A 4,748-nucleotide genomic window follows, 5' to 3' on the forward strand; every position below is an offset into this window, starting at 1 on the left:
GCCCGGGACAACGCGGCCGCCGAGGGGGTTCTTCGGCAGGCTCAAGAACGAGTTCTTCTACAAGCGGGACTGGAGTGGCGTGGGCTACGAGGAGTTCCGCGAACGCTTATCCGCCTACCTGACCCATTACAATGAAACCAGGATCAAGAAGTCACTGGGCTGGATGAGCCCCGTGCAATACCGCAGAAGCCTTGGACTGGCCGCCTGACCGTCCAAAAAAACATCCGCACCCCCAACCAACAAAGAAAAGGAAAAAGAATGAATAAGGTACTAAAAGGCCTTGTTGCCGTGGTCTCCACCGCGGCCATGGCCATCGCCGGTTTCGCCGGCGTGACTAGCGCCATGGCGGCTGACATCAACTACGACATCACCGTGCCGTCGGACGACACGCACACCTACTCCGTGTATCAGGTCTTCACTGGCGACCTGAGCAATGGCACGTTGAGCAATATCAAGGCGGGTCAAAACTTCAACACGAACAATACGAACGGCAAGTCCGCTGCCGATGCTGCTGCCGAGATTGCTCAGAATACTTCTGCTGACAACACGGCAAAGCTGGCAGCCATCGCTCCGTACGTTGATTTGACTGGTACTGCCTTTGGCGAGGCTTCCGCCGCTAATAAGTTGTCCGCTCCTGCTGGCTACTACCTGTTCAAGGATAAGGACGCTGTGACTGGCGACGACGCGGCAACGCTGTTCATCGTCCAGGTCAACGGCCCGGTGACCGTGAATCGTAAGGCCGACAAGCCGACCCTCGAAAAGAAGGTCAAGGACGTCAACGACTCCACTGGTGTCAAGAGCGACTGGCAGGATTCCGCCGATTACGATGTGAACAACAAGGTTCCGTTCCAGCTGACCGCCACCCTACCGACGAACGAAGCAGACTTCGCAGCCTACAAGACCTACAAGCTGGTCTTCCACGATCAGCAGTCCGCTGGCCTGACCTTCCATGAGAGCTCCGTGGCCGTCAAGTACGGCGACAAGACTCTTGACGCTGCTTCCTACACTCTTGACCAGAATCCTACCGACGGCCACACCTTCGACATCACCATCGCTGACGCGAAGTCTGTCAAGGACGCTGCGGGTAGCGCAATCACTGTTGCCGCCGGTGGCAAGTTCACCGTCGAATACGAGTCCACGTTGAACGAGAACGCTGTGATTGGCGCTGCGGGCAACCCGAATGAGGCTTCCCTTGAGTTCTCCAACAACCCGAATGTTGGCGGCGAAGGCGACACCGGTAAGACCCCGACTGACAAGGTCATCGTGTTCACCTACCAGCTGGACATCAACAAGACCTTCAACGGTGGCACCCCGGATGCCAGCGATCTGCCGGAGTTCACGCTCTACAAGTTCGACAGCACCACGAACGATTACACCGTCAACGTTGGCAAGGTGGACATTACCAAGACCGCGGATGGCAAGTACACCGCTTCCTTCAAGCGTGTCGATGACGGCAAGTACAAGCTCGTGGAAACCAAGACCCCGGCAGGCTTCAACACCGCTGCTGACACGATTTTCGAAATCACCGCTGACCATGATGTCACGCAAGACGATCCGAAGCTGACCAGCCTCAAGATCAACTCCACGGAGGTCGACACCACTGCTGGTACGGTCGTTGCAGATGTTGTGAACAACGCTGGCTCCAACCTCCCGTCCACCGGTGGCATGGGCACCACGATCCTGTATGCTGCTGGCGCTGCCATCGTCCTGGTTGCCGCCTTCGGCATCGTCTTCGCTGTCCGTCGTCGCAACGCTCGCTGAGCGTAGCCACGGCCAGCCAAGAAAATAGACGTGGGTCAAGCGCGATGCTTCAATAGTGGTCGTTCAATGGGTGAAGATTTGGGCCTGCTATTGCGGCATCCGCTTGATTCCACCCCACGGCAAAAGCCAAAATAACTTAATGCGCACATGACCCGGATCCGGCTACGCACCGGATCCGGCCGTCAGTGCCCAACCGCACCCAACTACACACAACACACGTTGTACCCGCCTATCAAGGCATCGCAGCGCACGTTGTGCCCAACCACGTCGCCCAACACAACATATGTTGAGCCGTGTGCCCTGAACTTGTCCTTATGTTACGAATGGCCAGCAAACGCGCCGAACACGGTTGCCAGCTGTCCGCATCCTAAGGACCCTGACCAGGAAAACTAGGGAACTTCCGACGAGGGGAAAGAAATGACAAGCCACAACGAGAGGGCTGAGATGAAAAACAGAACGGCAACGCACCGCATCATCGCGGCGCTGTGCTGCATGTTCGCGCTCGTGCTCACCACCATCGGCTTGGGTGCGCCAACAGCCACGGCAGCCGACTCCACAACGGACGCCAGTGCCGCAGCCGGCGCGAACGGCAGCATCACCGTAACCTACGAGTATCAGGATGCCGCACTCAACCTCGCCACCATCAACCTCTACTATCTGGCCGATTGGTCCTCCAAAGGCGGCTACACTCCCGCAGGCGACTTCGCCGATCACAGCCAATACCCGGTCGACTGGAATATTCTCAACGCCGACCAGCAGACCCTGCGCGACTTCGCCAACACCATGGCCGGGTACATCGCAGTGAACAAGCCTGCCGCAGACAACACCCTCAAAACCGATAGCGCCGGTGTTGCAACCTTCAACCAGCTGAAGGACGGCCTCTACCTTGCGGTCGTCGCCCCCTACGAGGACAACGTGCTCACCTGCCAGACCGCCGCCATGCTCATCGCCCTGCCGAACGTGCACAAGAACGCCGACGAACAGCGCACCCTCAGCATCGAACCGAAAGCGGATTGCGCGGTCCCGCCCACCACCACCATCAGCGTAAACAAGGTGTGGAAGGACAAGAACTCCGCCAAGCGCCCCGAAGGCGTGAAGATGAACTTGCTGCAAGACGGCAAGATCTACGATTACATCATGCTCAACAACGCCAACGACTGGAAATACACGTGGAAGGGCTTGCAAGCCAAGCACGAGTACACCGTGGTCGAAGCGAACGTGCCGGGCAACTACACCGCGCTCGTCGACCATGAAAACAACGATTACACGGTAACCAACACCGCCAAGCCGGAATTTGCGAAAACCGGTGCGAGCGTTGCCATCATCGCCGTGATCGTAGTCGTGCTGGCCGTCGCCGGCATCGCAATCGCCGTCGTGGTACGCAAGAAGAACACCACGGAAAACGCCGCGGCACAAACCTCCCCGGACGATAGCGAGTGATGTTCGGTTCGAGCGAGAAACATACCGGCAAACGCCGGAAAGAACGCCAGATAACGGATAGCGACGCCGAAAGCGTCGCATCCGAAAGCGCTGCGACCTCTGAAACCGACGCAGCGACCCCGGAAACCGACGCGCAGCAATCCGAAACGATGAGCCGTGTTGACCGCCGCAAAAAACGCAAAAAAGACAATCTCGGCCTGAACCTCATCATCGGGTTCCTGGTCGTGGTGCTGATCGGCGGCCTCGGCCTCATCGCCTACCCGTCCGTGGCCGACTGGTGGAACCGAATGCACCAGTCATACGCCGTCGCCGGGTACGTGGCCCAATCCAAAGACATGTCCAAAGCCGAGAAGAAGAAACTCCTCGACGCCGCGCACGCCTACAACCTCAAACTCGCCGCCAACAGCGACCGCTGGCACATGAACGCCATACAACAAGAGCAGTACAAGAACACGCTCGACATCACCGGCACCGGCATCATGGGCTACGTGACCATTCCCCGCATCAAAGTGAAACTGCCGATCTACCACGGCACCGATGAAGGTGTGCTGCAGGTCGCCACCGGGCATTTGGCGGGCACCTCACTGCCGGTCGGCGGGCCGACCACGCACGCGGCGATCTCCGGCCATACCGGCCTGCCGTCCGCGCGACTATTCACCGGCTTGGACGAGCTGAAAAAGGGCGACACCTTCGCGTTCCACGTGCTTGACGACACCTACACGTACCAGGTCGATCAGATCAAAGTAGTGCTGCCGGATGACCTGAGCGCATTGAACATCAGCACCTCAATGGACTTCGCCACGCTCATAACCTGCACGCCCTACGGTGTGAACTCGCATCGACTGCTGGTGCGCGGGCATCGCATCCCGAACCCGACCACGCCGGACAACACGCAATACGATGATCCGACCACCATGGTGTTCACCACGATCATCGTCGCGCTGCTGGTTGTCGCCATACTGGTGGCGCTCGTAACAGTGCTCGTGCACGTGCGTACCGCCCGCGAATCGACCGGCGCGCACAACTCCGGACGCGCCTACCGCAAGCGAAAGACCAAACATCGCAGCAAACACTAACACATGACAATAGCCGTGATTGGAATGACGAAAATGGTCATTCCAATCACGATTATTGCTATCTGGCCGTAACGGGCGCCATTGCAATCATGGTTCTGTGGTCGATGCCGCCCGCCGTCGAGAACTACAACAAACTAGTTTGCAACGGCGTGTATGCGGGGCGGGGCGAGTTCCGGTAGTGCCCGGGTTCTTGCGCACTTTGGTTTTTGTTTCCTGTGTGCGTTGTCAGTTCGCTTCCTGTATGGTGTCGTGGAGTCGGGACATGTCCAGGTAGCGGCGGGTCGACCACTGGTTGCCGGTGACGTAGCGGATTCTCGCAGTGATGAGCATGAGTGCGCTCCTGCCGTCGGGGTRACGCTCCCACGACGCGAGTTCTGCGGCGTATTTCGCGGTTGAGTCGTTCGATCATGTTGTTGGTGCGGATACGCCGACGATGCTCGACCGGGTAGTCGTCCAGCAGGTAGGTCGTGG

Annotated in this window: 3 protein-coding genes and 2 pseudogenes; 4 read left to right on the plus strand and 1 reads right to left on the minus strand. The window is 58.5% G+C overall.

Annotated features, from left to right (window positions below; all coding sequences use genetic code 11):
* The 4 genes and pseudogenes from BISU_RS11160 to BISU_RS11175 all read left to right on the plus strand — a co-directional run.
* A pseudogene (locus BISU_RS11160) lies at nt 1–208 on the plus strand (IS3 family transposase); the annotation flags it as partial.
* 50 nt (nt 209–258) lie between these two features.
* A complete protein-coding gene (locus BISU_RS11165; RefSeq protein ID WP_024464696.1) occupies nt 259–1,761 on the plus strand; it encodes an isopeptide-forming domain-containing fimbrial protein in 1,503 nt (500 codons plus the stop codon).
* A 444-nt stretch (nt 1,762–2,205) separates the two neighbouring features.
* Nucleotides 2,206–3,201, plus strand: coding sequence for a Cna B-type domain-containing protein (locus BISU_RS11170; protein WP_024464695.1), 996 nt, complete (start codon nt 2,206–2,208; stop codon nt 3,199–3,201).
* On the plus strand, nt 3,201–4,277 hold the full coding sequence (locus tag BISU_RS11175) for a class C sortase (RefSeq protein ID WP_024464694.1): 1,077 nt from the start codon (nt 3,201–3,203) through the stop codon (nt 4,275–4,277). Before BISU_RS11170 ends, BISU_RS11175 begins: the two co-directional genes overlap by 1 nt.
* A 225-nt stretch (nt 4,278–4,502) precedes the next feature.
* Here the strand turns inward: BISU_RS11175 and BISU_RS12315 are convergent.
* Nucleotides 4,503–4,748: pseudogene (locus BISU_RS12315) on the minus strand (transposase); the annotation flags it as partial.

The sequence above is a fragment of the Bifidobacterium subtile genome (assembly GCF_000741775.1).
In the GTDB taxonomy this organism is placed as follows: domain Bacteria; phylum Actinomycetota; class Actinomycetes; order Actinomycetales; family Bifidobacteriaceae; genus Bifidobacterium; species Bifidobacterium subtile.